This window comes from Herbidospora sakaeratensis (genome assembly GCF_001570525.1).
Lineage (GTDB): Bacteria > Actinomycetota > Actinomycetes > Streptosporangiales > Streptosporangiaceae > Herbidospora > Herbidospora sakaeratensis.
The window spans coordinates 71,080-97,052 of sequence record NZ_BBXC01000027.1; the positions used below are offsets into that span (position 1 = coordinate 71,080).

The 25,973-nt window shown below is 72.1% G+C and carries 27 protein-coding genes and 1 riboswitch; of the genes, 18 read left to right on the forward strand and 9 right to left on the reverse strand.

Annotated elements, in window-relative coordinates:
* The first annotated feature begins 87 nt into the window (after positions 1–87).
* The gene (locus tag AW271_RS36190) at positions 88–1,056 is read left to right on the forward strand and encodes a lactonase family protein (protein WP_062342531.1); all 969 of its coding nucleotides are present in this window, start codon (positions 88–90) and stop codon (positions 1,054–1,056) included.
* Positions 1,057–1,060: 4 nt separating this feature from the next.
* On the opposite strand, the gene AW271_RS36195 is transcribed toward AW271_RS36190, so the two are convergent.
* A complete protein-coding gene (locus tag AW271_RS36195) occupies positions 1,061–2,515 on the reverse strand; it encodes an FGGY family carbohydrate kinase (protein ID WP_062342533.1) in 1,455 nt (484 codons plus the stop codon).
* Positions 2,516–2,622: 107 nt separating this feature from the next.
* On the opposite strand from AW271_RS36195, the gene AW271_RS36200 reads away from it, so the two are divergent.
* The gene (locus AW271_RS36200) at positions 2,623–3,648 is read left to right on the forward strand and encodes a 6-phosphofructokinase (protein WP_062342535.1); all 1,026 of its coding nucleotides are present in this window, start codon (positions 2,623–2,625) and stop codon (positions 3,646–3,648) included.
* A 28-nt stretch (positions 3,649–3,676) separates the two neighbouring features.
* Here the strand turns inward: AW271_RS36200 and AW271_RS36205 are convergent, their stop codons facing one another.
* Complete coding sequence (locus tag AW271_RS36205; protein ID WP_062342537.1) at positions 3,677–4,513, reverse strand: MHYT domain-containing protein; 837 nt, start codon at positions 4,511–4,513, stop codon at positions 3,677–3,679.
* A gap of 110 nt (positions 4,514–4,623) precedes the next feature.
* On the opposite strand from AW271_RS36205, the gene macS reads away from it, so the two are divergent.
* From macS to thiI, 3 genes are read left to right on the forward strand one after another with little or no spacing between them, the layout of a single operon-like run.
* The gene (gene macS, locus AW271_RS36210) at positions 4,624–5,730 is read left to right on the forward strand and encodes a MacS family sensor histidine kinase (RefSeq protein ID WP_062342538.1); all 1,107 of its coding nucleotides are present in this window, start codon (positions 4,624–4,626) and stop codon (positions 5,728–5,730) included.
* Positions 5,727–6,377: a response regulator gene (locus tag AW271_RS36215; protein ID WP_062342539.1), complete on the forward strand. Its 651-nt coding sequence runs from the start codon at positions 5,727–5,729 to the stop codon at positions 6,375–6,377. The genes macS and AW271_RS36215 overlap by 4 nt, the downstream gene beginning before the upstream one ends.
* 43 nt (positions 6,378–6,420) lie before the next feature.
* Positions 6,421–7,617, forward strand: a complete 1,197-nt coding sequence (gene thiI, locus AW271_RS36220) for a tRNA uracil 4-sulfurtransferase ThiI (RefSeq protein ID WP_062342540.1) — start codon at positions 6,421–6,423, stop codon at positions 7,615–7,617.
* Here thiI and AW271_RS36225 read toward each other — a convergent pair.
* Entirely contained in the window at positions 7,606–8,793 is a 1,188-nt protein-coding gene (locus tag AW271_RS36225) for an MFS transporter (RefSeq protein WP_157554998.1), read from the reverse strand. The two genes, thiI and AW271_RS36225, sit on opposite strands and share 12 nt — an antisense overlap.
* Positions 8,794–8,804: 11 nt before the next feature.
* Positions 8,805–9,839 carry a 3-deoxy-7-phosphoheptulonate synthase gene (gene aroF, locus AW271_RS36230; protein ID WP_062342541.1) on the reverse strand — a complete coding sequence of 345 codons (1,035 nt, stop codon included), beginning with the start codon at positions 9,837–9,839 and terminating at the stop codon, positions 8,805–8,807.
* A gap of 275 nt (positions 9,840–10,114) precedes the next feature.
* Here aroF and AW271_RS36235 point away from each other — a divergent pair, with 275 nt between their 5' ends.
* Both AW271_RS36235 and AW271_RS39220 read left to right on the forward strand, forming a co-directional pair.
* Positions 10,115–10,657, forward strand: coding sequence for a molybdopterin-dependent oxidoreductase (locus tag AW271_RS36235; protein WP_083977754.1), 543 nt, complete (start codon positions 10,115–10,117; stop codon positions 10,655–10,657).
* Positions 10,658–10,685: 28 nt separating this feature from the next.
* Positions 10,686–11,396: a LytR/AlgR family response regulator transcription factor gene (locus AW271_RS39220; RefSeq protein ID WP_245653368.1), complete on the forward strand. Its 711-nt coding sequence runs from the start codon at positions 10,686–10,688 to the stop codon at positions 11,394–11,396.
* Between the two features lie 96 nt (positions 11,397–11,492).
* Here AW271_RS39220 and AW271_RS36245 read toward each other — a convergent pair whose 3' ends face one another.
* A complete protein-coding gene (locus AW271_RS36245) occupies positions 11,493–12,329 on the reverse strand; it encodes a deoxyribonuclease IV (protein WP_062342544.1) in 837 nt (278 codons plus the stop codon).
* 128 nt (positions 12,330–12,457) lie between these two features.
* Here AW271_RS36245 and uraD point away from each other — a divergent pair, with 128 nt between their 5' ends.
* From uraD to alc, 9 genes are read left to right on the forward strand one after another with little or no spacing between them, the layout of a single operon-like run.
* Positions 12,458–12,931, forward strand: coding sequence for a 2-oxo-4-hydroxy-4-carboxy-5-ureidoimidazoline decarboxylase (gene uraD / locus AW271_RS36250; protein WP_062342545.1), 474 nt, complete (start codon positions 12,458–12,460; stop codon positions 12,929–12,931).
* Entirely contained in the window at positions 12,928–13,269 is a 342-nt protein-coding gene (gene uraH, locus AW271_RS36255; RefSeq protein WP_062342546.1) for a hydroxyisourate hydrolase, read from the forward strand. Before uraD ends, uraH begins: the two co-directional genes overlap by 4 nt.
* Positions 13,270–13,272: 3 nt before the next feature.
* Entirely contained in the window at positions 13,273–14,127 is an 855-nt protein-coding gene (gene pucL / locus AW271_RS36260; RefSeq protein WP_062342548.1) for a factor-independent urate hydroxylase, read from the forward strand.
* The gene (locus tag AW271_RS36265) at positions 14,127–14,969 is read left to right on the forward strand and encodes an FAD binding domain-containing protein (protein WP_062342551.1); all 843 of its coding nucleotides are present in this window, start codon (positions 14,127–14,129) and stop codon (positions 14,967–14,969) included. The genes pucL and AW271_RS36265 overlap by 1 nt, the downstream gene beginning before the upstream one ends.
* Positions 14,966–15,442, forward strand: coding sequence for a (2Fe-2S)-binding protein (locus AW271_RS36270; RefSeq protein WP_062342552.1), 477 nt, complete (start codon positions 14,966–14,968; stop codon positions 15,440–15,442). The genes AW271_RS36265 and AW271_RS36270 overlap by 4 nt, the downstream gene beginning before the upstream one ends.
* On the forward strand, positions 15,439–16,767 hold the full coding sequence (locus tag AW271_RS36275) for an 8-oxoguanine deaminase (RefSeq protein ID WP_245653369.1): 1,329 nt from the start codon (positions 15,439–15,441) through the stop codon (positions 16,765–16,767). The genes AW271_RS36270 and AW271_RS36275 overlap by 4 nt, the downstream gene beginning before the upstream one ends.
* 7 nt (positions 16,768–16,774) lie before the next feature.
* Positions 16,775–17,926 carry a glycerate kinase gene (locus AW271_RS36280; RefSeq protein WP_062342553.1) on the forward strand — a complete coding sequence of 384 codons (1,152 nt, stop codon included), beginning with the start codon at positions 16,775–16,777 and terminating at the stop codon, positions 17,924–17,926.
* Positions 17,923–19,203: an allantoinase AllB gene (gene allB, locus AW271_RS36285; RefSeq protein ID WP_062342554.1), complete on the forward strand. Its 1,281-nt coding sequence runs from the start codon at positions 17,923–17,925 to the stop codon at positions 19,201–19,203. The genes AW271_RS36280 and allB overlap by 4 nt, the downstream gene beginning before the upstream one ends.
* Positions 19,200–20,141, forward strand: a complete 942-nt coding sequence (gene alc / locus AW271_RS36290) for an allantoicase (protein WP_062342557.1) — start codon at positions 19,200–19,202, stop codon at positions 20,139–20,141. The genes allB and alc overlap by 4 nt, the downstream gene beginning before the upstream one ends.
* Here the strand turns inward: alc and pknB are convergent.
* The 4 genes from pknB to thiO form a co-directional block, all read right to left on the reverse strand.
* Positions 20,138–22,054 (reverse strand): Stk1 family PASTA domain-containing Ser/Thr kinase, encoded by a 1,917-nt coding sequence (pknB, locus tag AW271_RS36295; RefSeq protein WP_062342559.1) that lies wholly within the window; start codon positions 22,052–22,054, stop codon positions 20,138–20,140. The two genes, alc and pknB, sit on opposite strands and share 4 nt — an antisense overlap.
* A gap of 72 nt (positions 22,055–22,126) precedes the next feature.
* Entirely contained in the window at positions 22,127–22,897 is a 771-nt protein-coding gene (locus AW271_RS36300; protein WP_062342560.1) for a thiazole synthase, read from the reverse strand.
* Between the two features lie 6 nt (positions 22,898–22,903).
* Positions 22,904–23,104 carry a sulfur carrier protein ThiS gene (gene thiS / locus AW271_RS36305; protein ID WP_062342565.1) on the reverse strand — a complete coding sequence of 67 codons (201 nt, stop codon included), beginning with the start codon at positions 23,102–23,104 and terminating at the stop codon, positions 22,904–22,906.
* The gene (gene thiO / locus AW271_RS36310; RefSeq protein WP_062342567.1) at positions 23,105–24,151 is read right to left on the reverse strand and encodes a glycine oxidase ThiO; all 1,047 of its coding nucleotides are present in this window, start codon (positions 24,149–24,151) and stop codon (positions 23,105–23,107) included.
* Positions 24,141–24,255: riboswitch (TPP riboswitch) on the reverse strand. Its footprint overlaps the gene before it by 11 nt.
* 124 nt (positions 24,256–24,379) lie before the next feature.
* On the opposite strand from thiO, the gene AW271_RS36315 reads away from it, so the two are divergent.
* Both AW271_RS36315 and AW271_RS36320 read left to right on the forward strand, forming a co-directional pair.
* The gene (locus AW271_RS36315; RefSeq protein ID WP_062342569.1) at positions 24,380–25,549 is read left to right on the forward strand and encodes an NAD(P)/FAD-dependent oxidoreductase; all 1,170 of its coding nucleotides are present in this window, start codon (positions 24,380–24,382) and stop codon (positions 25,547–25,549) included.
* 43 nt (positions 25,550–25,592) lie between these two features.
* On the forward strand, positions 25,593–25,967 hold the full coding sequence (locus tag AW271_RS36320) for an Rv2175c family DNA-binding protein (protein WP_062342571.1): 375 nt from the start codon (positions 25,593–25,595) through the stop codon (positions 25,965–25,967).
* Positions 25,968–25,973: the final 6 nt, after the last annotated feature.

The window sequence follows — 25,973 nt, forward strand, 5'->3', positions numbered from 1 at the left end:
GCTCTCCTCAAGTAAATCGTTGACTCAGGCAACGATAACCCCGATGCGCTAGGGTTCGAAACCCGCCAGCCTTCTCGAAGGAGCGACGTGAGCACGGTCTACATCGGCGGCTACACACCCGACACCGGAGGCGCTGGGGCCGGCGTCACCGTCGCCGGTCGCGCCGCGTCGGGCGCCCTCACCGAGGTCGGCACGGCCGCCGCCTCCGGCCCCTCGTTCCTCGCCGCCCACCCGGCGCTCCCGGTCCTCTACGCCGTCGGCGAGACCGACCCCGGCACGATCACCGCCTTCACGGCCACCGAGGACCCCGAGCGCCTGGCGACCCGGTCGAGCGGCGGCGGCTCCCCGTGCCACGTGGCCGTGGCCGACCGCTGGCTGGCGGTGGCCAACTACGGCGACGGCATGGTGGCCCTGCACGCGCTCGACGACGAGGGCCTCTTCTCCGGCCCGCCGCTGCTCTTCCCCGGGTTCGGCTCGGGCCCCGACTCCGACCGCCAGCGCGGCCCCCACGCCCACCAGGCCACCTTCGAGGCGGGCGTGCTCCACGTCACCGACCTGGGCGCCGACCAGATCCGCCAGTGGCGGGTGCACCCCGACGTCACCGAGCTCGAACCGATCACCCTCACCCCCGGCACCGGCCCCCGCCACCTGGTGAGCGCCCCGACCGGCTGGTTCGTCACCGGCGAGCTCGACGGCCAGGTGCACGCCTTCGACCACAAGTGGCACCCGATCGGGCAGTTCGCGGCGAGCGGGCGCGACAGCGCCAACTACCCCTCCCACCTCCAGCTGCACCGCGACCGGCTCTACGTCGCCAACCGGGGCCCCAACACGATCAGCGTGTTCGACCCCGAGACGTTCAAGATGCTCGCCGAGGTCGACTGCGGCGGCGACTGGCCCCGCCACTTCGCGATCGAGGGCGACGACCTCTACGTTGCCAACCAGCGCTCGGGCGGCGTCGTGCACTTCCGGCTGGCGGGCGGCGTGCCGGAGCCGACCGGCCACGTGCTGCCCGTGCCGACCCCGACCTGCGTCCTCCTTCGGGAGTCCAGCGCGTAGACGTTCAGCGCGTGGCCCAGCCCCGCGACCGGCTCACCGCGCGCAGCCAGTCGTCGTAGGCGCGCTCGTCGCGGGGGCCGGGCTCGAACCGCCGGTCGAGCCGCCAGGTGTGCTTGAGCTCCGCACGCGTCGACCACACCCCGGCCCCCAGGCCCGCCAGGAAGGCCGCGCCGAGCGCGGTCGTCTCCTGGACGACCGGGCGTTCGACCGGGATGCCGAGCTGGTCGGCCTGCACCTGCATGAGCAGGTCGTTGGCGCTGCCGCCGCCGTCGGCCTTGAGCACGGTCACCTCCTCCGACATGGTGGCCACGATGTCGCGCACCTCGTAGGCGATGGCGTCGAGCGTGGCGCGGGCCAGGTGGGCCTTGGTCGTGCCGCGGGTGAGGCCGGTGATGGTGCCCCGGGCGTCCGGGTCCCAGTGGGGCGCCCCCAGGCCGGTCAGCGCAGGCACGAACACCACGCCGCCCGCGTCGGGCACCGAGCGGGCCAGCTCCTCCGACTCGGCCGCCGTCCCGATGAGGCCCAGCCCGTCGCGCAGCCACTGGACGGCCGCGCCGGTCACGAAGATCGCGCCCTCCAGGGCGTAGGTCAGCTCGCCCGAGGGCTCCTGCCAGGCGACCGTGGTCAGCAGCCCCGCGTCGGAGCCCACCGCCTCGCGGCCGGTGTTGACCAGCACGAACGAGCCGGTCCCGTAGGTGCACTTGACGTCGCCGACGTCGAAGCAGGTCTGGCCGAACAGGGCCGCCTGCTGGTCGCCGGCCATGCCGCTGATCGGCAGGTCGAGGCCGAGGAAGTGGCCGGGGTCGGTGCGGGCGAGCTCGCCGTAGTTGGGCACCACCTCGGGCAGCGCGTCGAGCGGCACCCCGAACAGGTCGCACAACTCGGGCGACCAGGCGCCCGCGTGGATGTCGTAGAGAAGGGTGCGGGAGGCGTTCGACGGGTCGGTGACGTGCCGGGCGCCGCCGGTCATCCGGGCCACCAGGTAGCTGTCGACCGTGCCGATCGCCAGGTCCTTGGCCCCCCACGCGTCCGGGTCGTGCTCGGCCAGCCAGGTCAGCTTCGTGCCGGTGAAGTAGGGGTCGAGCCGCAGGCCGGTGAGTTCGGTCACACGGGGTTCGTGACCTTCGTCACGAAGACGGGCGCAGATGCCGGAGGACCTGCGGTCCTGCCAGACAATGGCATTGCGGGGGGCGTCGAGGGTGACGGCGTTCCAGAGCACCGCCGTCTCACGCTGGTTGGTCAGGCCGACGCACCGCACAGTGGTGCTTGCCCTGGCCAGAGCGGTGCGGCAGGCTGCCAGCGTCGCGCGCCAGATGTCGTCGGGCGCGTGTTCGACCCAGCCGGGTTCCGGGAACCGCTGCTCGAACTCCTGGTATCCGCGCGAGTCGATGTGGCCGTCCTCACCCACCACGAGTGCGGTCACACCGGTCGTACCAGCGTCTATCGCCAAAACCGCCACGGCGCCTCACTTTTTGGTCTAGACCATTGTTGCGCCGTCACGGCAGAATGCCACCGTCGGCGTCCAGACACAGTCTGGCCGCGCTATCTCATATGGAGGAACCCGACATGCGTATTGGAGTGCTCACCGGCGGCGGCGACTGCCCCGGTCTGAACGCCGTGATCCGGGCCGTGGTCCGCAAGGGCGTCACGGTCTACGGTCACGAGTTCGTGGGGTTCCGCGACGGCTGGCGCGGCCCGCTCGAGGGCGACACGATGCCCCTCGACGTTCAGTCCGTGCGCGGCATCCTGCCGCGCGGTGGCACCATCCTCGGCTCCTCGCGCACCAACCCGATCAAGATCGAGGGCGGCGTCGAGCGCATCAAGGAGAACCTTGCCGCGCAGGGCGTCGACGCCCTGGTCGCCATCGGCGGTGAGGACACCCTTGGCGTCGCCAAGCAGCTGTTCGACCGTGGCGTGAACGTCGTGGGCGTGCCCAAGACGATCGACAACGACCTGAACGCGACCGACTACACCTTCGGTTTCGACACCGCGGTGAACATCGCGATGGAGGCCATCGACCGCCTCCACACCACCGCCGAGTCGCACCACCGCGCCCTGATCTGCGAGGTCATGGGCCGCCACGCGGGCTGGATCGCGCTGCACGCCGGCATGGCCGCCGGGGCCAACGTCATCCTGATCCCCGAGAAGCCGTTCGACATCGACAAGGTCTGCGAGTACGTCGAGTCGCGCTTCAAGACCCGCTACGCCCCGATCATCGTGGTCGCCGAGGGCGCCCACCCGATCGACGGCCAGATGGAGCTGCAGGCCGGCGAGCTCGACGCGTTCGGCCACGTCCGCCTCGGCGGCATCGGCGACCGTCTCGCCCAGGAGATCGAGAAGCGCACCGGCAAGGAGGCCCGCACCACGGTCCTCGGCCACATCCAGCGCGGCGGCACCCCGACGGCGTACGACCGCGTGCTGGCCACCCGCTTCGGCCTGGCCGCGATCGACGCCGTCCACGAGGGCGACTTCGGCAAGATGGTCGGCCTCCAGGGCACCGAGATCGTGCGCAACGGCCTCGACGCCGCGACGGCCGAGCTCAAGACCGTGCCCGTGCACCGCTACGCCGAGGCCGAGGTCTTCTTCGGCTAAAGATCTTCTCCTGCTGCGCCGCGCGGGGTCACCTGCGCGGCGTGAACAGGTCGTCGCCGTCCGGCCTGCGCTGCGGCGCGGGCTGCGGCGGCATCGCCGGGGTGGTCCTGCGCTGCTGCAGGCGCTCCAGGAGTTCGCTGTCCTCGCGCATCTCGCGGGCCGAGGGCGAGAGCAGGATCGCGAGCAGCAGGCCCACGGTGATCAGGCTGATGCCGGCGATCAGGGGCAGCAGGAAGTCCATGGCGCGCGCCCCCTGGGGGACGTTGGCGCCGGGGGCGACGCTGAGGGCGTACATGCCGGTGTAGTGCATGCCCGTGACGGCCACGCCCATCATGAGGGCGGCGCCGGTGGTGGCCAGGGGGCCCTCGACCTTCAGGGTGAACCACAGGGCGACGGTGGCCGCGACGATCGCGATCAGTATCGACAGCGCCACCATCACCGGGTCGTAGGTCAGGGTGCCCGACATGCTCATCGCGAACATGCCGATGTAGTGCATGGCGCCGACGCCGGTGCCGGCCAGCAGGCCGCCCGCGAGCAGACGCGGGAACCCGTCGCCCCGCGAGACGACGTGGAGCCCCCCGTAGACGACGCCGACCGCCACGACGGCGGACACGGCGGTCAGCCCGACGCTGAAGCGGATCTCGCTGTTCACGTCGAAGCCCATCATGGCGATGAAGTGCATCACCCAGATGCCGGTTCCGCCGATGGCGAGCGCGCCGCCCGCGAGCCAGCGGTACCGCGAGGCGCCCTGCGCCGAGCGTGCCCGGGACGTGAGGATGAGGCCGAGCAGTGAGCCGACGACGGACATCAGGTAGGCGAGGAGAGGAGTCAACGCTCCGTGCGAGAAGTGATTGATATGGGACATACGTGCTCCTCGTTGTGGTTGCAACAAAATTATTGCACCGCTCCATCCGCGCCCTTTGTCCCTTTCAGGAGTTCATGTGACGTTCGTTATGTAGTCGTACGATGACCGAAATGACCATCGAGACGCCGTTCTGGCGGGCCATCGCCGTCTACCGGTTCTGCTCTCTCGGCTACGCCGCGGTCCTGGTCGTCGAGGCCGACTCGTACGGCAACCCCGGGCCCGCCTGGTCGGTGCTCGTCCTCATGACCGCCTGGACGGTGTTCGCCACCTACGCCTACTCCCGCGAGCGCCTGCGCGGCTGGCCGCTGCTGACCGCCGACCTGGTCGTCACCGCCGCCTGCCTGCTGTCGTCGATCTGGGTCCAGGGCTTCGACGGGCCCCACGGCGCGATGCCGATCACCGCCACCTGGGTGGCCGCCCCCGTGGTCGCCTGGGCGGTCTACGCGGGCCGCCGCGCCGGGGCCGCCGCGGCCGCCGTCATCGCCGTGCTGGACGTGTGGCTGCGCGGGGTCGGCGTGCTCGACCTGAACACCGTGCCGGTCAACGGCGCGGTCCTGCTGTTCCTGGCCGGCGTCGTGATCGGCCACGTCGCCCGCCTGGCCAAACAGGCCGAGGCCCGCATGCAGCGCGCGGTCGAGCTGGAGGCGGCCGGACGCGAACGCGAACGCCTGGCCCGGGGCATCCACGACTCGGTCCTGCAGGTCCTGGCCCTGGTCCAGCGCCGGGGCGCCGAGATCGGCGGCGAGGCGGCCGAGCTGGGCCGCCTGGCGGGTGAGCAGGAGGCCGTGCTGCGCGAGCTGGTCCGGACCGCGCCCCGGCCCTTCAGCGCCGAGACGGCCGACCTGAACGAGGCGGTCCGCCGCCACGCCTCGCCCACGGTCACCGTGGCCACCCCCGCGACCCCCGTCGACCTGCCCTCCCAGACGGTCGCCGAGTTGTCGGCCGCCGTCGCCAACGCGCTCGACAATGTACGCCGGCACTGCCCCGAGGGCACCCGCGCGTGGATCCTCGTCGAGGCCGAGGACGGCGCCGTGACGATCACCGTCCGCGACGACGGCCCCGGCATCCCCGAGGGCCGCCTGGAGGAGGCCGAGCGGCTGGGCCGGCTGGGCGTCGCCCAGTCGATCAGGGGCCGGGTGGCCGCTCTGGGCGGCCGGGTCACGATTGTCTCCTCCCCTGATGGCACCGAGATCGAGATGGTTATCGTGGCGCCATGAGCGTGCGCGTCATGGTCGTCGACGACCACCCGATGTGGCGGGAGGGCGTGGCCCGCGACCTCGCCGAGGCCGGCTACGAGATCGTGGCGACCTGCGGCGAGGGCCGTCAGGCGCTCCGGGTGGCGGCGGCCGTCCGGCCCGACGTGGTGGTGCTCGACCTCCAGCTGCCCGACCTGCCCGGGGTCGAGGTGGCCCGCGGCCTCGGGGCCTCCGACCACCCGCCGAAGGTGCTGGTGTTGTCGGCCAGCGCCGAGCACGACGACGTGCTGGAGGCGGTGAAGGCGGGCGCGTCGGGCTACCTGGTGAAGTCGGCGAGCCAGGCCGACTTCCTGGAGGCGGTGGCCCGCACCGCCCAGGGCGACGCCGTCTTCACGCCGGGCCTGGCCGGGCTGGTGCTGGGGGAGTACCGCCGCCTGGCGGCCCAGCCGAAGGCCGCCGAGGAGGGCCCAAGGCTGACCGACCGCGAGACCGAGGTGCTGCGGCTGGTGGCGAAGGGATTGTCGTACAAGCAGATCGCCGAACGGCTCGTGTTGTCGCACCGGACGGTCCAGAACCACGTCCAGAACACCCTGAGCAAGCTCCAGCTGCACAACCGCGTCGAGCTGGTGCGCTACGCGATCGAAAAAGGTCTGGCGGACCTCGACTAGAGTTAAAAGGTTCCCGCCAGTCGTTTCCCGAAGGACCATCACCATGACCATGACCGCTCTGGGTGAGCCCTGTGTGCTGCTCAAACTGGGCGAGATCGTCCTGAAAGGAAAGAACCGGGAGCAGTTCGAGGTCCGGCTGCGCGCGAACATCAAACACGCCCTGTCGGCCTTCGAGATCGACCTGCGCCAGCGCCACGGCGTGATCGCGCTGTTCCTGCCCGACGGCACCGGCGTCGAGGTCGCCGAGGCGGTCGCCCGGCGGGTCAGCGAGGTGCCCGGCATCGTGCTGGTCCACCTGGCCTGGCGGGTCGCCAAAGACCCCTCGGTCGTCACCAAGGCCGCCCTCGAACTGGTCAGGGAGACCCCCGAGGTGGCCCGCAAGGCCAGCTTCGCGGTCCGCTCGCGCCGCCGCGACAAGCGGTTCCCGATGACCTCGGCCGAGCTCGACTGGCACGTCGGCAGCGAGATCAACGACACCTACGGCCTGCCGGTCAGCCTGAAGAACCCCGAGCTCACCGTCTCGATCGAGGTCGACCGCGACGAGGTCTTCGTCTACGTCGACAACCGCCCCGGCCAGGGCGGCCTCCCGGTCGGCACCAGCGGCCGGGGCCTGGCGCTGCTGTCGGGCGGCATCGACTCCCCGGTGGCCGCCTACCGCATGATGCGCCGCGGCCTGCGGGTCGACTTCCTGCACTTCTCCGGCATCCCGTTCACCACGACCGAGTCGATCTACAAGGCCTACGCCCTGGTCCGCCGCCTCGACGCCTTCCAGGGCCGCTCGCGCCTGTGGGTGGTGCCGTTCGGCAAGGCCCAGCAGTCGATCCGCACCTCCGGCAGCGACCGCCTGGCGATGATCGCCCAGCGCCGCCTGATGCTGAAGACCGCCGAGGAGGTCGCCCACCGCCACAAGGCGACCGCGCTGATCACCGGCGACTCCCTCGGCCAGGTGTCGTCGCAGACGATGGCCAACATCGCGGCCCAGGACAGCGCGACCGACCTGCCGATCCTGCGGCCCCTGATCGGGCTCGACAAGATGGAGGTCATCGCCGAGGCCCGCCGCATCGGCACGCTGGCCATCTCCGAGCTGCCCGACGAAGACTGCTGCACGATCCTGGCCTCCCGCCAGCCCGAGCTGGCCGCCAAGATCGAAGACCTGAAGCTGATCGAGAAGCGGCTCGACGCCGAGGAGCTCGCGGTGCAGCTGGCCGACTCGATCCAGGCCTACAAGCTAGAGTCCTGACCGCCTGACCGGGCTGAACGCCCCGCCCAGCGCGGTCAGCACCAGCCCGGCCCCCATCACCGCCACGACCGGCCCGACGCCCTGCCCGGCCGCCGTCCACGTCGCCAGGGTCGCGCCCAGCGGCCCCAGGGCGAAGTGGATGGTCCAGAACGCCGCCGTCACCCGGCCGAGCAGGTGGGCCGGGGTGATCTCCTGGCGCAGCGACATCGAGCAGATCGCGCCGACCGTGATCGCCAGGCTGAACAGCGCCATCAGCGCCCCGATCCCGGCCACGCCCGGCGACGACGCGATGGCCACCACCGCCAGCCCCGCGAGCGTGGTCGACGACAACCACGTCGGGCCGAAGCCCAGCCGTCCGCGCACCCGCGCCACCGCCGCCGATCCGATGATCGTGCCGATCGCGCCCGCGCCCAGCACGTAGCCCACCACGGCGTCGGGCTGCTCCAGGTTCTGCTTCAGGTGGAAGACGACCAGGTCGTCGAGGCCGGCCGTGAGGAAGATGAGCGCCGTGAGCAGGATCGTCATGGTCCGCAGCACCGGGTTCCCGAGCAGGAACCGCGCCCCGGCCAGCCGGCCGCCGCTCTCCTCCTTCCGGTACGGCCTCAGCCGGATGAACCGCAGCCCGAACGCCGAGACCAGGAAGGTCACCGAATCCAGCCCGATCGCCGCGGCGGGGCCGAACGCCCCCGAGACCACGCCCGCGAGGGCCGGGCCGGCCACCCCGGCCACGGCGAAGATCCCGTAGAGGATGCCGTTGGCGCGGGTGATGTCGCCCTGGTCGACGATCGACGGCAGCACGGTCACGTAGGCGACGTTGAAGACCATGCCGAGCACGGCCGCCAGCGGCACGATCACGTAGAGCGGCCAGATCACCGGCGTCAGCCACCACAGGACCGGGATCAGGCCGTACAGGAGGAACCGGCCGACGTCGCACACGACCAGCACGCGCCGCCGGTCGAACCGGTCGACGAGGCCCCCGGCGAAGGTGCCGGTCACCACGGAGGCGACGCCCGTCAGCGCGGTGAGCACGCCCATCTGGGCGACGGACCCGGTCGCGTGCAGCGCCAGCAGCGGCACCGCCACGGTCGAGAACGCGTCGCCCAGCACGGACAACGTCTGAACACCGAGCAGTAAGACGAAATTCTTGTTTCTAAGAAGATCCCCCGAAAACGCCACGAGGGCGGAGGCTACACCGCGACCGCTTCACCGGCCAGGGTGCGGCCCATCAGCGGGGCGAAGTCCCGCATGATCGAGGCGAGCTCCTCCAGGTCACCGTCGACCAGGGCCTGCGGGCCGTCGCAGAGCGCCTGCTCGGGGTGCGGGTGGACGTCGATGATCACGCCGTCGGCGCCCACCGCGACCGCCGCCCGGGTGAGCGGCAGCACCAGGTCGCGCCGCCCGCCCGAGTGGGACGGGTCGATGATCACCGGCAGGTGGGAGAGCCGCTGCGCCACCGGCACCGCCGACACGTCGAGGGTGTTGCGGGTCGCCGTCTCGAAGGTGCGGATGCCGCGCTCGCAGAGCACGATGTCGAGGTTGCCGCGCTGGGCGATGTACTCGGCCGACATCAGCCACTCCTCGATCGTGCCGCTCATGCCGCGCTTCAGCATGACCGGCTTCCCGGCCGCGCCGACCGCCTGCAGGAGCGCGAAGTTCTGCGTGTTGCGGGTGCCGACCTGCAGCATGTCGGCGTACGACGCCACGAGCGGCACGTCGTGGGCGTCGACCACCTCGGTCACGATGGGCAACCCGGTCTTCTCCCGGACGTCGGCCAGGATGCGCAGGCCCTGCTCGCCGAGGCCCTGGAAGGCGTACGGCGAGGTGCGCGGCTTGAAGGCGCCGCCGCGCAGCAGGGTGGCCCCGGCGGCCTTGGCCATCTGGGCGGCCTCAAGCGTCTGCTGCGGCGTCTCGACCGCGCACGGCCCCGCGATGAGGGTGACCGTGTCGGGCCCGATCGGCACCCCGCCCACTCTGACCGTCGACCGGACGGGATGGTTGTCGCGGCTCACGAGCTTGAAGGGGGTGGACACGCGCATCACGTCGGCGACGCCGCGCTGACCGCGCAGATTGAGGCTGGCGAACTGCTCCACGTCGCCGATCAGCCCGATGATCGTGCGGCTCACGCCGCGGGACACGAACGCCTCACCACCGGCCGACGCGACGAGCGCGACGACGTCGGTGATGTCTTCCTGGGTGGCCTCGGGGGCCATGACGATGACCATGATGTCTCCTTAACACGCGAAAAGCCCCGGGTCCTAGATCGGACCCGGGGCTTTTCGACCGCCTTTGGCTGCTAGCGCACAACCTCATGGCGAGCGGTCCTCACGGGTCCGTCGCCATACCAAAACGAGAATGCGCCGAGCATGGTCGAAATATATCGCACAACCCTGATGCGGGCGCACCGCGGGGCGGGTGACAGGATGGGCGGGTGCCGGAGACGCCCGAGGAGGAGAACCGGCTGCCCCCGGGGCAGTACGTCCCGCGCGGCAGGCCCGTGATGCACTACGGAAGGGTGCCGACGTTCCGGCCCGCGACCTGGCGCCTGCAGATCTTCGGCGCCACCGCGTCCGGCGAGCAGCACTTCCTGACCTGGGACGACTTCGGTCAGCTGCCGCGTTCGACGGTGCTGGCCGACTTCCACTGCGTGACCAAGTTCTCGATCATGGGCAACGAGTGGACCGGCGTGCCCGCCTCGGCGTTCCTGGCCGCCGTGCCGCCCGCCGAGGGCGTCGCCCACGTGATGATCTGGGCCGAGTACGGCTACAGCGCCAACGTCCGCATGAGCGACTTCGACCGCGACACGACCCTGTTCGCGACCGAGCTCGACGGCAAGCCGCTCAGCCCCGAGCGCGGCCACCCGGTCCGCGCCGTGGTCCCGCATCTGTACGCCTGGAAGAGCGTCAAGTGGGTGCGCGCCATCGAATACCTGACCGACGACCGGCGCGGCTTCTGGGAGGACCGGGGCTACCACAACGTCGCCGACCCCTGGCGCGAGCAGCGCTACTCATACCAGGAGGACCCGGGCGACGGCCCGCCCTAGCCCGGCCGGGAGGTCTAGTCTCGCCCGGGTGTGCTGCTTCGACGTGCCCTTCCGGCTCACCCCCGAGGCCGCCCGCGCGGCCCTGCCCCACCTGGAGCGGGCCGTCGGCGCGCCGTTGACGATCACCTCCGCGACCGAGGTCCTGGCGGGCCGGGCCGACGGCTGGGAGGCCGCGATGGCCGCCATGCGGGGCAGGCCTTCGAGCGGCGCACTGCCCCTGACGATCATGGGCGCGGTGGTGGGAGCGCTGGTGGTTCACCGCCCGGCTTCGCGATCGGTCAGCCCGGCCGCCGACCTGGGAACCGTCGAGCCCGGCCACCCCGCCCGTGCGACGACCTGCGACCTCCTGAAGGCCGCCCGGTGGTTGTCCGACCAGCTAGAACTTGATCATTTGAGGAGAAAGGCCGCCCTGGACTCGATCCCGGTGGAGCTGGGGGGCCGGACCAGGTTCATCGACCCCGGCGCCGTCTGGTTCGCCGAGGCCCGGGGCGACTACGTGCGGCTGCGGACCGCCGAGGGCGGGTTCCTGGTCCGCACCTCGATGGCGGCGCTGGAGCAGCGGTGGGCGGCCGCCGGGTTCATCCGGGCCCATCGCAGCACCCTGGTCAACGCGCGGCACGTCAGCGAGCTCAGGTTCGCCGACGGGCGGGCGCTGCTGCTGGTCGGCACCGAGACGCTGCCGGTCTCGCGGCGGCACACCCGCGAGGTCCGCGAGCGGCTGACCGCTCGTCGCGCCTGACACGCCGTCTGTCGTGATCAGCCGGTGTGGCGCTGACCTGGGAAATAAGGTTGCCGTCACGGATCCGGTCGTTCGGGGGACGGCCGGATCCGCCCGCTATCCGCGCAGCTTCTTCAGCAGGTCGATGTCCTCGCGGTGCTTGTCGGCCTTGCCGGGCGTCTCGATGCACAGCGGCACCCCGGCCACCGCCGGGTGGCGCATGATCTCGGCGAAGCCCTGGGCCCCGATGTGCCCGGCGCCGATGTTCTCGTGGCGGTCCTTCTTCGCGCCGAGCACGTCTTTGGAGTCGTTGGCGTGGATCAGCTTCAGCCGGCCCGGCGCGATGGCGTGGAGGGCGTCGAACGTCTCGCGCACGCCCTCGGGGGTCGACAGGTCGTGGCCGGCCGCGAAGGCGTGGCAGGTGTCGAGGCAGACGCCCGCCTTCGGGTGCCACTCCAGCGCCGACAGGTAGGGGCCGAGGTCCTGCACGGTCGCGCAGAGCATCTGGCCCTGCCCGGCCATCGGCTCCAGCAGCAGGTCGGGGCCGTCGTCGGGGATCTCCTCCAGCAGGGGGAGCAACTGGTCGCGCAGCTGCCGGAAGGCCGCCTCGCGCGGCTGGCTGACCGCCGAGCCGGTGTGCACGACCACGCCCAGCGCCCCGACCTCGTGGCCCCGCCGCAGCGTGTGGCGGACCGAGGCGATCGAGTTCTCCAGCGTGGCCTCGGTCGGCGAGCCGAAGTTGATCAGGTAGTTGGCGTGGACGTAGACCGGCAGGTCGGCCGCGCGCAGCTTGGCGTCCTCGGCCGGGTTGCCCTCGTTCAGAGCCCAGCCGCGCGGGTTGGTGACGAAGACCTGGGCCATCTCGGCGCCGATCTCGGCGGCGTACTTCAGCCCGCCGGTGGCCAGCCCGCCCGCTACCAGGACGTGGCCGCCGATCGCGTTTCCAGTGCTCATAGTGGCTTCAGGTTACCCGGGGGTTTCGCCGGTTTGTGGCAACGTACAAACCATCGGCCGCTCATGGACGGGGCTTTGGGAGCTCCCGCTGCTGGATTCGGGCGGGGCCGCGATGTGTACTGGCGACCATGCGTGAACCGAGCCGCGACGACCTGCTGGCGTGCTGCGCGTCCGCCCGCTGGGCCGACGGCGTGGCCGGGCGGCCCTACCCCGACCTGGCCGGGCTGCTCGACCGCAGCGACGGGGTGCTGGCCATGCTGAACTGGGCCGACGTCCAGGAGGCGCTGGCCGCGCACCCCCGGATCGGCGACCGGCGGCCGGGGAGCGACCGGGAGTCGGCGTGGTCGCGCAGCGAGCAGTCGGGCGCCGCCGCGGCCGACCAGGACGTGCTCGACCGGCTCCGGGAGGGGAACGCGGCCTACGAGGAGCGGTTCGGGCACGTCTACCTCGTCTGCGCGACCGGGCGGTCGGCCCCGGAGATGCTGGCGATCTTGGAGGATCGTCTGGGCAACGTACCGGAGAAGGAGCGGATGGTCGTGCGCGACGAGCTCGGGAAGATCGTCCGGCTGCGGCTGGCCAAGCTCTGGGAGGAGGGGCCGTGAGCCTGTCCACCCATGTGCTCGACACCGCGCGCGGGTGCCCGGCCGCCGACGTCCACGTGCGGCTGGCCCGCAGGGCCGCCCACGGGTACGTCGCCCTCGCCGAGGCCCGCACCGACAAGGACGGCCGCATCAAGGAGTGGACGCCGCTCGGCCGCGAGTGGACCGGCACGCTGGAGGCGGCGACCTACCGGCTGATCTTCGACACCGGCGGCTACCTGGGGGACGACGCGTTCTTCCCCGAGGTCACCGTCGTCTTCACCATCGCCGACGCCGATCAGCACCACCACGTGCCGCTGCTGCTGAGCCCGTTCGGCTACTCGACCTACCGGGGGAGTTAGAAAGTGTTCACGCTCGGCCCCAACCGCTACGGCAAAGCCGAGACCCGGGTCGTGCGGGTCACCCGGGACGGCGGCGTCCACCGGATCAAGGACCTGAACGTCTCGTCGTCGCTCTCGGGAGACATGACCGACGTCCACCTGACCGGCGACAACGCGGCCGTGTTGCCGACCGACACGCAGAAGAACACCGTCTACGCGTTCGCCGGGAAGTACGGCGTCGGCGCGATCGAGGAGTTCGCCCTGCTGCTGGCCCGCCACTTCGTCGACGGGCAGCCCACGATCCACCACGCCCGCGTGGAGATCGAGGAGTACGGCTGGGAACGCCGCGGCGACCACTCCTTCGTCCGCGAGGGCCGCGAGACGCGCACCTGCCTGGTCCACTACGACGGCGAACGGGCCACCGTGGTCTCCGGTCTGAAGGACCTGGTCGTGCTCAACACGACCGACTCGGAGTTCTGGGGCTACCTCAAGGACGCGTACACGACCCTGCCGGAGACCCGCGACCGGGTGCTGGCCACCGCCGTGACCGCCCGCTGGCGGCACGACGGCGACCCCGCCGACTGGGAGGCGTCCTACGCGACGGCCCGCGAGGCCCTGCTCGACGCCTTCGCGACCACCTACAGCCTGTCGCTCCAGCAGACCCTCTACGCCATGGGCGCCCGGGTGCTGACCGACTGCCCGGACGTCTGCGAGGTCCGCCTCGAACTGCCCAACAAGCACCACTTCCTGGTCGACCTCGACCCGTTCGGGCTCGCCAACGACGGCGAGGTCTACTTCGCCGCCGACCGCCCCTACGGCCTGATCGAGGGCGCCGTGCTGCGCGACGACGCGCCGGCCGCCGGAAGGGCGTGGGACTGATGGACTTCCTGCGCGCCACCAGCTGGGCCGAGGCCCTGCGGATGAAGGCCGACCGGCCCGACGCGACGCCGGTCCAGGGCGGCACCGACGTCATGGTCGAGATCAACCTCGACAAGGGCCGCCCGGCGGCGCTGCTCGACCTCACCCCGGTGACCGAGCTGACCGAATGGTCGGCCGAGTCCGGCAACATCAGGATCGGGGCGGGGGTCACCTACACCCGGATCATCGCCGAGCTGGCCGACCGGCTGCCCGGTCTGGCCCAGGCGTCCCGCACGGTCGGCTCGCCGCAGATCCGCAACCGGGGCACCGTGGCCGGCAACCTCGGCGCGGCCTCCCCGGCGGGCGACAGCCACCCGCCGCTGCTCGCGACGGGCGCGATCGTCGAGGCCGAGTCGGTGGACGGCCTGCGGATGATCCCGATCGGCGACTACTACACCGGCGTCAAACGCAACGCCCTGGCCGCCAACGAGCTGATCCGGGCGGTCCACGTGCCGGTCAGGCAGGGGCCGCAGTACTTCTCCAAGATCGGCACCAGGAACGCGATGGTCATCGCGGTCTGCTCGTTCGGCCTCGCCCTGAACGTCGCCGAGCGGACGGCCGGCACCGGCATCGGCTCCGCCGCGCCCACCCCGCGCCGGGCCGTCGAGGCGGAGGCGTTCCTGGCCGAGAACTGGAACCCCGGCGATCCCGAGGTGGGCAGGAGGTTCGGGGAGCTCGTCGCCGCCGCTGCCGCGCCCATCGACGACGTCCGGGGCAGCCGCGACTACCGCGTCCACGCCCTGGCCGTGATGGCCCGCCGCACGCTCGGCTGGGCCTGGGAAGAACACAGGAGGACGTCATGAGGGTCCACGTCACCGTCAACGGCGCGCAAATGACCGCCGACGACGTCTGGCCGGGGGAGAGCCTGCTCTACGTCCTGCGGGAGCGGCTCGGCCTGCCCGGCGCGAAGAACGCCTGCGAACAGGGCGAGTGCGGTTCGTGCACGGTCTACCTCGACGGCGTGCCGGTCTGCGCCTGCCTGGTGGCGGCCGGTCAGGCCGAGGGCCGCGAGGTGCGCACCGTCGAGGGGCTCGCCTCCGGTGCGGGGGAGCTCGATGCGGTGCAGGAGGCGTTCGTCGAGTGCGGCGCCGTCCAGTGCGGTTTCTGTACGCCGGGACTGATCGTCCAGGCCCACTCGCTCATCGCGGCGCACGACGGGGTGCCCCCCGACGCCGAGATCCGCGAGCACCTGGCGGGCAACCTGTGCCGGTGCACGGGCTACGAGAAGATCCTCGACGCGGTCCGCCTGGCCGCCCGCCGGAAGGCCGGTCAGTGATCGTCATCGAGAACGCCTACGTCGCCCCCGTCGTCGGCGCGGAGATCCCCGACGGCCACGTCGCGATCGAGGGCAACCGCATCGTGTCGGTGGGCGCGGGGGCGTACGCGGGCGACGCCGAGCGCGTCGACGGCCGGGGCTGCCTGGTCACCCCCGGCCTGGTCAACACCCACCACCACCTCTACCAGTGGGCCTCCCAGGGCTTGGCCCCCGACGGCACCCTGTTCGAGTGGCTGGTGGCCAGCTACCCGGTCTGGGCCCGGATGGACGCCGAGGTGGTGCACGGCGCGGCCACGGCGGGCCTGGCCTGGCTGGCGTTGTCGGGCTGCTCGACGTCCACCGACCACCACTACGTCTTCCCGAAGGGCCGGGGCGACCTGTTCGCCGCCGAGATCCAGGCCGCCGCCGAGGTGGGCCTGCGCTTCCACCCGTGCCGGGGCTCGATGGACCGGGGCCGCTCCCAGGGCGGCCTGCCGCCCGACGAGGTCGTCGAGACCCTCGACGAGATCCTGGCCGAGACCGAGGCGGCGGTGCGCAAGTACCACGACCCGCTGTTCGACTCGATGGTGCGCGTGGCCGTCGCGCCCTGCTCGCCGTTCTCGGTCAGCGGCGACCTGATGCGCCAGGCCGCCGCGCTGGCCAGGGACCTGAAGGTCCGCCTGCACACCCACGGCGCCGAGACCCTCGACGAGGACGACCACTGCAAGGAGCAGTTCGGCCTGCTCCCCGTCGAGTACCTCGAATCGCTCGGCTGGCTCGGCCCCGACGTGTGGATCGCGCACAGCGTGCACCTCACCGACGCCGACGTCGCCCGCTTCGCCGAGACGGGCACCGGCACCGCCCACTGCCCGTCGTCCAACGGCCGCCTCGGGGCCGGGATCGCCCGGGTCAGCGAACTGCTGCGGGCGGGCGCGACCGTCGGCCTCGGCGTCGACGGCCCCGGCTCGGCCGAGTTCATCCCGCTCGCCGGGGAGATCCGCCAGGCGATGCTCATGCAGCGGGCCCGCTACGGCCCCCAGGCGCTGACCGCCCGCCAGGCCCTGGAGATGGCGACCCTCGGCGGGGCCCGCTGCCTGGGCCGCGAGACCGAGATCGGCTCCCTGGAACCCGGCAAGCTGGCCGACGTCGCGGTCTGGCGGGTCGACGGCCCGTACGCCGCCGCCGACGACCCGATCGTGGCGCTCGGCTACGGCCAGACGCCCCCGCTGGCCAGGCTGATCGTCAACGGCGTGACCGTCGTCGAAGACGGGGATCTGCGGACCGTCTCCGGCGAGGCGGCCGGAGCGGCGGGGGCGCGGGCGCACGCGCGATTGCTTCGGTCATGATGACGGCATGAAGGATCACAGTGTCGGTCACGTCGTCATCGCACCGGACAAGTTCAAGGGCTCGCTGACCGCCCCCGAGGTCGCCCACCGCGTCGCCGCCGGCCTCGGCGACGTGCCGGTCGTGCTCCTGCCCGTCGCCGACGGCGGCGACGGCACCGTCGACGCGGTCGCGGCCTGCGGTTTCACCCGCGTCGAGGTGGAGGTGACCGGGCCGACCGGGCAGCCGGTCCGGGCCTCCTACGCCGTCAAGGACGAGACCGCCGTCGTCGAGATGGCCGAGGCGTCCGGGTTGCGCCGCCTGCCCGGCGGGCTCGAACCCCTGACCGCCACCAGCTACGGCACCGGCGAACTGATCGCCCACGCCCTCCGGGGCGGCGCGAGCAAGATCGTGCTCGGCCTGGGCGGCAGCGCCTGCACCGACGGCGGCACCGGCCTGGCCCGCGCCCTGGGCGCGCGTTTCCTCGACGCCTCCGGCGCGGACCTGCCCCAGGGCGGCGGCGCCCTGGTGGATCTGGCCACGATCGACCTGTCCGGCTTCGACGCGGGCACGGCCGAGTACGTCGTCGCCTCCGACGTCGACAACCCGCTGCTCGGCCCCCACGGCGCGGCGGCCGTCTACGCCCCGCAGAAGGGGGCCGACGCCGGGCAGGTGAGGCTCCTGGAGACGGGCCTGGCCCGGCTGGCCGCCGTCGCCGTCCACACCCACGGTCTGACCGGTTCGGTCGAGCACGACGGGATCGTCCGCGCGATGGGCGTGGCCGGGCAGCCCGGCGCCGGGGCGGCCGGCGGCGTCGGCTTCGCCGCGCTCGCGTTCCTGAACGCGTCCATCCGGCCCGGCATCGCCTACCTGCTCGGCCTGCTCGACTTCGAGAGCCACGTCGAGGGCGCCCGCCTGGTGATCACCGGCGAGGGTTCCCTCGACGAGCAGTCGCTGCGCGGCAAGGCCCCGGTCGGCGTCGCCAACGCGGCCATGCGGCACGGCGTGCCGGTCGTCGCGGTCTGCGGACGGCGCAGCGTCGCCGCCGACGACCTGCGCAAGGCGGGGATCGAGGCGGCGTACGCGCTGACCGACCTCGAACCCGACCCCGACGTCTGCATGGCCCAGGCCGGGCCGCTGCTGGAGCGGCTCGTCGCGAGTGCGGTGAAGGAGCATCTGTGACGGTTCTGGTGCGGTCGCGCCGGGTGGTCACCCCCGACGGGGTGCGGGCCCTCGGGGTCGACGTCGTCGACGGGCGGATCGCGGGGCTGGTGCCGTACGATGCCGGCGGCGGGCTCGACCTCGGTGACGTCGCGCTGCTGCCCGGCCTCGTCGACACGCACGTGCACGTCAACGAGCCGGGCCGCACCCACTGGGAGGGCTTCGCCACGGCCACCCGGGCGGCGGCGGCCGGGGGCGTGACGACGGTCGTCGACATGCCGCTCAACTCGCTCCCGCCGACCACGACCGTGCCGAACCTGGAGATCAAGAAGAAGGCCGCCCGGGGCCAGATCGCCGTCGACGTCGGCTTCTGGGGCGGCGCGATCCCCGGCAACCTGGGCGACCTGCGTCCCCTCTGGGACGCCGGGGTGTTCGGCGTGAAGTGTTTCCTGTCGCCGTCGGGCGTCGACGAGTTCCCGGCCCTCGACGGGAACGGGCTCACCCTGGCGCTGCGCGAACTGGCCCGCTTCGACGGCCTGCTGATCGCGCACGCCGAGGACCCCTGGACCCTCACCGAGCCGACCGGCCCCTCCTACGCCGAGTTCCTCGGCTCCCGCACCCCCGACGCCGAGGTCCGGGCCATCGAGACGGTGATCGCGGTGGCCCGCGAGACGGGCGCGCGGGCGCACATCGTGCACGTCTCCGCCGGGGACGCGATCCCCGTCCTGCGCGCGGCCCGTTCCCAGGGGGTGCGGATCACCGCCGAGACCTGCCCTCACTACCTGACCCTCAGCGCCGAGGAGGTCACCGGCACCGCCTTCAAGTGCTGCCCGCCGATCCGCGAGGCGGCCAACCGCGACGCGCTCTGGGCCGGGCTGGCCGACGGCACCCTGATGGGCGTCGTCTCCGACCACTCGCCGTGCCCGGCCGACATGAAGAGCCCCGGAGACTTCGCCATGGCCTGGGGCGGCATCTCCTCCCTCCAGCTCGGCCTGCCGGTCGTCTGGACCGAGGCGTCGGCCCGGGGACACTCGCTGGGGGACGTCGTGCGGTGGATGGCGCGCGGGCCCGCCGACTTCGCGGGGCTGGCGTACAAGGGGCGGATCGAGACCGGGGCCGACGCCGACCTGGTGGCCTTCGACCCCGAGGCGGCCTTCGTCGTGGAGGCCGGCGAACTCGCCCACAAGAACCCGGTGACCGCCTACCAGGGCCGGGCGCTGCGGGGCGTCGTCCGGCAGACCTGGCTTCGCGGTGAGACCCCCGGCCACGGCCGGTTCCTGACGAGAGGCAGCCGATGACCTTCCGCCACCTGCCCGACCTGGCCCTGCGCGGCAACGGCGGCTCGGTGATCGCCGCCAACGACGAGGCGTTCGCCGAACGCCAGGCGCTGATCCTGCCGCACCGCGCCCAGTTCCACACCCACGACTTCGGCGCCAAGGGCCAGATCTACGACGGCTGGGAGACCCGCCGCCGGCGCACCACCGGGCACGACTGGGCGATCGTCCGGCTCGGCCTGCCGGGCGTCGTGCGCGGCCTGGTGATCGACACCGCCTGGTTCAAGGGCAACTACCCGCCCTACGCCTCGGTGGACGCCTGCGCCGTCGACGAGCCGCTGCCGTACGACGAGCTGACCGGCTGGACCGAGATCCTGCCCAGGAGCCCGCTCGGCGGCGACCGCGAGCACGAGTTCACCGTCGACGACCCGGGCCGCTACACGCACGTGCGGCTCAACATCTACCCCGACGGGGGAGTGGCCCGGTTCCGGGTGCACGGCGAGGTCGTGCCCGACCCCCGCTTCCTGCACGGCCTGACGATCGACCTGGCCGCGCTCGCCAACGGCGCCCTGGTGACCGACTGCTCCAACCAGTTCTACAGCTCGCCCAACAACGTCATCGCCCCCGGCCTGGCCCGCCACCAGGCCGAGGGCTGGGAGACCGCGCGCCGCCGCGACGACGGCAACGACTGGCTGGTGGTCCGCCTGGCCGGGCGCGGCACGATCGCCGTCGCCGAGATCGACACCACCCACCTGGTCTTCAACGCCCCCGGCTGGGTGTCGCTCTCGGGCCGCGACGGCGACGGCGACTGGTTCAGCCTCCTGGGCAAGACCCGCCTGCAGCCCGACGCCCAGCACCGCTTCCGCCTGGACGCCGACCGCCCGGTGACCCACGTGAAGTGCGACATCTACCCGGACGGCGGCCTCGCGCGCCTCCGCCTGCTGGGCCAGTTGCCCGGCTAGTACCAGAGGTTGATCGTGCTGCCCGCCGGCACCTGGCCGAGCGGGTTCTGGCCGCGCACGCGCTTGCCGGCGCCGTCGCCGCCGGGACGGCCCCGGGAGAACAGCTTGTGGACCTGCACCCGGAAGCCGGCCGCCTCTAACTCGCGCTTGGCCTCGTTGACGTCCTTGAAGCGGACGTCGGGCACCGGCACGAAGTCGGGGGCGGCGACCGACGGGTCCTGCTCCCAGGGCCACTTCCAGCCGGTGTCGGGGCCGCGCGAGACGGTCAGGCAGACCCGGGCGCCCTTGTCGACCTCGGCGCCGGCGATCGGCTCCTGGGCGATGACGGTGCCCTGCTGGGTGTCGTCGACGACCTCGTTGATGCAGCTCGGGTCGAAGCCGTTTTCGCGCATCATCGCCTCGGCCTGGTCGCGCGGCATGTTCACCACGTCGGGCAGCAGCAGGCCCATGCTGATGGCGAGGATGACGTTGGAGCCCTTCTCGACCTTCTTGCCGACGACGGGGTCGGTCTTGATGACCAGGCCGCGCGCGATGGTGTCGCTCGGGGTGCGGCGGACTCGGGAGACGTTCAGCCCCGCCTCGGAGATCGCGACCCGGGCGTCGGCCTCGGTCTTGCCCTCGACCTTGGGCACGGCCACCATCTCGGGGCCGCGCGAGGCGATGATCGTGATGATCGAGCCGCGCTCGGCCTCGACGCCCTTGACCGGGCTGGTCTCCAGCACCATGTCCTTCGGCACCTTGGCGTCGTAGCGGCCCTCGGCGATCTTGATGGTGAAGCCGTTGCTCTCGGCCAGCTGGCGGGCCGCCTCGACGTTGCGCTGCACCAGGTCGGGCACGATCGCGGTGCGCGGGCTCGTGAAGTACCACCCGCTGAACGCGATGCCGCCCACCATCACCAGGGCCAGCGCGACGATGCCCCAGTTGACCCGGAACCCGCGCCGCGACCTCGGCGGCGTGGTCGGCGGCATCTGGATGGCGGGCTGGATCATCGTGTGGGAGCCCGTGTGGAACGCCTGCTCCACCTGGGCGGGACGCGGCGGCGCCGAGTGGCGGCCGGTCACGGCGGCGGGCAGGGTGCGGTGCACCTCGACGGCCGCCACCAGCATCGCGTTGGCGTCGCGCGGCCGGTCGGCCGGGTCCTTGGCGGTGGCCGTCGCCACCAGCGCGTCGAGGGCGGGCGCGATGTCGTAGGAGAACGACGACGGCGCGGGCACCGACTCGTGGACGTGGCGGTAGGCGACCGACACCGGGCTCTCCCCGCCGAACGGCTGACGCCCGGTGAGCAGCTCGAACAGCATGATGCCGGCGGCGTAGACGTCGGCGCGGACGTCGGCCTGGCCGGTGGTGACCTGCTCGGGGGCCATGTAGCCGACCGTGCCGATCATCACGCCGGAGCGGGTCTGGTTGCCGCCCTCGATCGCCCGCACCAGCCCGAAGTCGACGACCTTGACCCGGCCGTCTTCGGTCATCAGCACGTTCTCGGGCTTCACGTCGCGGTGGATCAGCCCGGCCTGGTGGGCGCTGCCGAGCGCCGCCAGCACCGGGATCATGATCTCCAGGGCCTCGCGCGGCGCGAGCGGCCCCCGCTCGTCGAGCACCGCCCGCAGCGTCTTGCCCGGGAAGTACTCCATCGACAGGTAGACGTGGTCGCCGTCGGTGCCCTGGTCGAAGACGTGCACGATGTTGGGATGCGACAGCGAGGCGACCGACTTGGCCTCGCCGATGAAACGCCGGACGAACTGCGGGTCCTCCGCGAGCGACCGGTGCATCACCTTGATCGCGACCATGCGGTCGAGCCGGACGTCCAGAGCCAGATAGACGGACGCCATGCCGCCCCGGGCGATCCGGGACTCGACGCGGTAGCGACCGTCGAGCGTATGCCCGACGAGCGGATCGGAAAGCGTCGTGTCCACGGCCTCGAGTTTACGGGTGATTTGCCACGTGCTGAGTGCAGGAATCCCAAACCGAGACCGAAACAGGAAGGTTTACCCGTCTTGGAACGGTCGCCCCGGCGAGGACGCCTCAGCATATCGCCGACGCGGAATTCGGCCCGCCAGAAACGCCCGGCGCCCGGCCTCGACCGCGCCGCGCATCGCCGCCGCCATCAGGTCGGGCTTCTGCGCCCGGGTGACCGCCGTGGCCAGCAGCACCGCTGAGCAGCCCAGTTCCATGGCCAGCGCGGCGTCGCTGGCGGTCCCGATGCCGGCGTCCAGGATGACCGGCACCTGCGCCGATTCGACGATGAGCTCGATGTTGTGGGGGTTTCGGATGCCCAGTCCCGACCCGATCGGCGACCCGAGGGGCATGACGGCCGCGCAGCCCGCCTGCTCCAGGCGGCGGGCCAGGATCGGGTCGTCGCCGATGTAGGGGAGCACCACGAACCCGTCGGCCACCAGCCGCTCCGCCGCGTCGAACGTCTCGATCGGGTCGGGCAGCAGCGTGCGTTCGTCCGCGATGACTTCGAGCTTTACCCAATTGGTATGGAGGGCCTCCCGGGCGAGCCGCGCGGTCAGCACCGCCTCGCCCGCCGTGAAACACCCGGCGGTGTTCGGCAGCACCTTGATGCCGCGGTCGCGCAGCACGTCGAGCACCGACCCTCGGGAGGCCGGGTCGAGCCGGCGCATCGCGACCGTGGTCAGCTCGGTGCCCGAGGCCGCCAGGGCCCGGTCGAGCACCTCCAGCGACGGCGCGCCGCCGGTGCCCATGATGAGCCGCGAGCCGAACTCCTCGCCGCCGATCAGCAGGGGATCGTCCATGTTCCGTCAGCCTCCCTGGACCGCGGTGAGAACCTCGACCCGGTCGCCGTCGGCCAGCACGGTCGCGTCCCACGCGCCCCTGCTGACCACCTCGTCGTTGACGGCCACCGCGATCCCGGTGGCCTGGGCCGTCAGTCTGTGCACGGCCTCCGTGACCGTCGCCCCGTCGTCGAGGTCGCAGGGGCCGCCGTTGATGGTGATGCGCATCTAGATCCTCGCGGGGGAGCATTCGGGCATGAGATCGGCTTCGCCGAAGAGACCGGCCACGACGGCGTCGGCCGTCAGCGGGGCGAGTAGCACGCCCGCCCGGTGGTGACCGGCCGCCACCCACACGTCGCCGTGCCGGCCGACGTAGGGGAGGTTGTCGGGGGTGCCGGGCCGCAGTCCGGCGAAGGTCTCGGCCAGGTCGAGCTCGGTGATCCCCGGGACGATCTCGCGGGCGTCGCGCAGCAGCTCGTACACCCCGCCGGCGGTCACCCGGGTGTCGAACCCGAGCTCCTCCATCGTCGCGCCGACCACGATCTCGCCGTCGTCGCGGGGGACCAGGTAGACCTCCGAGCCGCGCACGGTGGCGCGCACGCACTTCGTCAGGAAGCCGCGCGGGCCGCGCAGGCGCAGGATCTGCCCCTTGACCGGCCGGATGGGCAGGCCGGGCAGCAGGCTCGGCGACCAGGCCCCGGCGGCGACCACGACGTGCCCGGCCGACAGGCCGTCGACCGAGGTGACACGCTCCCTGACGATCCGGCCGCCCGCGTTCTGCAGCGCCTGCTGCAGCGCCCGGGCCACCCGCCGGGGGTTCACCCACAGGTCGTCGCGGGCCAGCAGCCCGCCCCGCACGTTGGGCGAGAGCATCGGCTCGGCCTGGCGGCACTGCCGCCCGGTCAGCCGCTCCACGCGCAGCCCGAGCTTCTCCTCGAACGCGGCCAGCTCGTCGAGCTGGGCCAGGTCGTCGGCGTCGTACGCGACCTCGATCGTCCCGTCGCCGCGCAGGTCGACGGGGATGCCGCCGGCGGCCTCCAGTTCGCCCGCGAAGGCGGGCCAGCGTTCGAGCGAGGCGAGGCCGAGCCGCAGCAGCGGCTCCTCGGTGTAGGTGACCTCGCTGACGGGCGCCAGCATGCCCGCCGAGGCGTGGGTCGCCCGCGCGCCCGGGTCGGGGTCGGCCAGCGTGACGGTGAGGCCCCGCGTGGCGGCCCGCCAGGCGATCGACAGGCCGGCGATGCCGCCGCCGATCACGAACACGTCTGAAGCGTTCATCCGCGCTCCCTTCGCCGGCATGATCCGGATCAGGTTCGATAGCGGTCGGGAACCTGTGGAGTTCCCCTCTCAGCCCGGTCAGCCGGACTCCCGCGCGTCTTTGTCCAGAGTAATGCGAATTGATCTGATTCGCACAACACGGAATAGCCACGCTGTGCGAGCTACTTACTCAATTCGTTACCGAATCTCCATTGGCGGGTGAGCCCGTCGGCAATCTAGGGTCTACTCGTGGATCACGTCGTGGTGGTGGGCGCCGGTCTGGCCGGCGTCCGGAGTGTCGAGGCCTTGCGGGCTCACGGGTACCAGGGCCGGATCACCCTCATCGGCGAGGAACCCCATCGCCCCTACGACCGCCCGCCCCTGTCGAAGGCGGTCCTGCTGGGCGACGCCGACTCGACCGTGGTCGACTCCGACCTCGAGGCGCTCGACGTCCGGCTCCTGCTCGGCACCGCCGCCAAGGGGCTGCACGACGATGTCCTGTCGACCACCGACGGCGAGATCGCCTTCGACGGCCTGGTCGTCGCGACCGGCGCCACCCCGATCCGCCTGCGCGGCGAGGGCCACCAGCACGTCCTGCGCACCATCGACGACGCCCTGGCCCTGCGCGCCGAACTGGTCGAGGGCGCCCGCGTGGCGATCATCGGCGCGGGCTGGATCGGCGCCGAGGCGGCCACCGCGGCGGCCCGCGCGGGCTGCCGGGTCACGGTCGTCGAGGCGGCCGACGCCCCGGTCGCGACCGTGCTCCCGATCGGCCGCCACATGATCCCCTGGTACGCCGAGGCCGGCGTCGAACTGGTCCTGGAGGCCCCCGTCGGCACCGTCGACCCCGACGGCCTGACCCTGATGAACGGCGACCGGATCGCGGCCGACGTCGTGGTCACCGGCGTCGGCGTGCGCCCCAACGTCGCCTGGCTCGACGGCTCCGGCGTGGAGCTCGACAACGGCGTCCTGGTCGACGAGCACCTGCGCAGCTTCGTGCCCAACGTGGTCGCCGTGGGCGACTGCGCCAACTGGTACAGCCGCCGCTTCGGCCGCCGCATGCGCGTCGAGCACTGGGACACCGCCCTGGGCGCCCCCGACACCGCCGCCGCGACCCTGATGGGCGAGAACGCGGTCTACGACCCGGTGCCCTACTTCTGGTCCGAGCAGTTCGGCCGCATGGTCCAGTACGCCGGCCACCACCACGGCGCCCGCCTCGTCTATCGCGGCGACCCCGAGACCGACGCCAAGTGGGCCGCCTGCTGGCTCACCCACGACCACCGGCTGGCCGCGATCCTCACGGTCGACAGACCGCGCGATCTGGTGCAAGGCCGACGTCTCGTCGAAGGACGGCAAAGGCTCGACGCCGGCCGCCTCGCCGACCCAAGCGTTACCCTTCGAGACTGCACCGTGGCGTAAACTGGGTGTTTCATGGTGGCGACCGTGTGGTAATGGTGGATTCGTGACGCTTACAGTTGCGCAGATCGACCGAGACACCGACCAGCTCGTGGGGGAGTGGCTCCCTCTCTCGGAAGTCGCGAAGAAGCTCCAGCTCAGCATCGGCAGGGCGAAGCAGCTCATCAAGGACAAGAAGCTCGTGGGCGCCCGCAGAGGCGGAGGCGAGCCCCAGATCCCGGCGGTGTTCATCGCCGGAGACGACGTGATCAAGGGCCTTCCCGGCACGCTGACCGTGCTCGCCGACGCGGGCTTCAGCGAGGTCGAGTCGATCAGATGGCTCTTCACGCCCGACGAGTCCCTTCCCGGCGCCCCGATCGACGCCATCAAGGCCGGGAGGCACACGGAAGTGAAGCGCAGGGCCCAGGCTCTCGGCTTCTAGCGGGCC

Excerpts from the sequence above, each read along its gene's own strand:
- AW271_RS36270 (WP_062342552.1), top strand. The coding sequence starts at position 14,966 with ATGAGGGTCCACGTCACCGTCAACGGCGCGCAAATGACCGCCGACGAC.
- thiI (WP_062342540.1), top strand. The coding sequence starts at position 6,421 with ATGACCATGACCGCTCTGGGTGAGCCCTGTGTGCTGCTCAAACTGGGC.
- AW271_RS36235 (WP_083977754.1), top strand. The coding sequence starts at position 10,115 with ATGCACTACGGAAGGGTGCCGACGTTCCGGCCCGCGACCTGGCGCCTG.
- thiO (WP_062342567.1), bottom strand. The coding sequence starts at position 24,151 with ATGAACGCTTCAGACGTGTTCGTGATCGGCGGCGGCATCGCCGGCCTG.
- aroF (WP_062342541.1), bottom strand. The coding sequence starts at position 9,839 with ATGGTCATCGTCATGGCCCCCGAGGCCACCCAGGAAGACATCACCGAC.
- AW271_RS36215 (WP_062342539.1), top strand. The coding sequence starts at position 5,727 with ATGAGCGTGCGCGTCATGGTCGTCGACGACCACCCGATGTGGCGGGAG.
- uraD (WP_062342545.1), top strand. The coding sequence starts at position 12,458 with ATGCGTGAACCGAGCCGCGACGACCTGCTGGCGTGCTGCGCGTCCGCC.
- macS (WP_062342538.1), top strand. The coding sequence starts at position 4,624 with ATGACCATCGAGACGCCGTTCTGGCGGGCCATCGCCGTCTACCGGTTC.
- AW271_RS36200 (WP_062342535.1), top strand. The coding sequence starts at position 2,623 with ATGCGTATTGGAGTGCTCACCGGCGGCGGCGACTGCCCCGGTCTGAAC.
- AW271_RS36300 (WP_062342560.1), bottom strand. The coding sequence starts at position 22,897 with ATGGACGATCCCCTGCTGATCGGCGGCGAGGAGTTCGGCTCGCGGCTC.
- thiS (WP_062342565.1), bottom strand. The coding sequence starts at position 23,104 with ATGCGCATCACCATCAACGGCGGCCCCTGCGACCTCGACGACGGGGCG.
- AW271_RS36205 (WP_062342537.1), bottom strand. The coding sequence starts at position 4,513 with ATGTCCCATATCAATCACTTCTCGCACGGAGCGTTGACTCCTCTCCTC.
- alc (WP_062342557.1), top strand. The coding sequence starts at position 19,200 with ATGACCTTCCGCCACCTGCCCGACCTGGCCCTGCGCGGCAACGGCGGC.
- AW271_RS36265 (WP_062342551.1), top strand. The coding sequence starts at position 14,127 with ATGGACTTCCTGCGCGCCACCAGCTGGGCCGAGGCCCTGCGGATGAAG.
- AW271_RS36245 (WP_062342544.1), bottom strand. The coding sequence starts at position 12,329 with ATGAGCACTGGAAACGCGATCGGCGGCCACGTCCTGGTAGCGGGCGGG.
- AW271_RS36280 (WP_062342553.1), top strand. The coding sequence starts at position 16,775 with ATGAAGGATCACAGTGTCGGTCACGTCGTCATCGCACCGGACAAGTTC.